Below are 968 nucleotides of genomic sequence, written 5' to 3' on the forward strand. Positions count from 1 at the left end.
GAGAAGATGCTCGAAGGCGAGCTGGACGGCCATCTGGATTATGAAAGGCACCAACGCTCCAAGGACGGCAACTCGCGCAACGGCCACTCCAAAAAGAAAGTGAGGACCTCCTTCGGTGAGTCCGAGATCGCCGTGCCCAGGGACAGGGACGCGTCCTTTAACCCCATGATCGTACCCAAGCGGGGCAACATGGTGGACGGCATCGAAAATGTCATCGTATCCCTCTACGCCAAGGGGATGAGCAACAGCGATATCGAGGAGCAGATAAGGGAAGTCTATAACTTTGATATTTCCACGTCCACCATATCAAGGATCACCGAGAAAGTAGCGGAGGACATCACCGCCTGGCAGAACCGCCCCTTGGAACCGGTATACCTGATCGTATGGATGGACGGGATCGTCTTCAAGGTCAGGGAGGGCTCCAAGGTCATCAACAAGACCGTTTATATTGCGGTGGGACTTCGTAGGGACGGCAAGAAGGAGGTGCTCGGCCTATGGCTGGGCAAGAACGAGTCCTCGGCCTTCTGGATGTCCGTACTCACCGATATCAGGGCCCGTGGCACCGAGGACATATTGATAACCGCCACGGACAACCTTAACGGCTTTACCGATACGATCAAGAACGTCTTCCCGGAGTCCAAGACCCAGATATGTGTGGTACACCAGATACGCAATGCCTGCCGCTACGTGGTATGGAAGGACAAGAAGGCCTTTACGGGCGATATGAAGCACATCTACAACGCGCCGAACCAAAATGCCGCCAAGGCCGCCCTGGAGGACTTTGCCGGCAAATGGGAAGGCAAGTATTCCTATGCCATAAAGAGCTGGAGGGACAACTGGGAGGAACTCACCGTGTTGTTCGAGTTCCCCTTGGAAATAAGGAAGATCATCTATACCACCAACCTGATAGAGAACCTGAACGGGAAGATCAGGAAGTACACCAAGAACAAACTCTCCTTCCCGACAGA

1 protein-coding gene is annotated in these 968 nt (G+C 53.9%); it reads left to right on the top strand.

Features of this window, described 5'->3' with window-relative positions:
- The coding region (locus BFP75_RS09860; protein WP_099545165.1) for an IS256 family transposase at window positions 1–968 on the top strand (968 nt) is incomplete at both ends.

Origin of the sequence: Maribacter sp. 4G9 (assembly GCF_002742265.1) — a bacterium.
Classification (GTDB): Bacteria; Bacteroidota; Bacteroidia; order Flavobacteriales; family Flavobacteriaceae; genus Maribacter.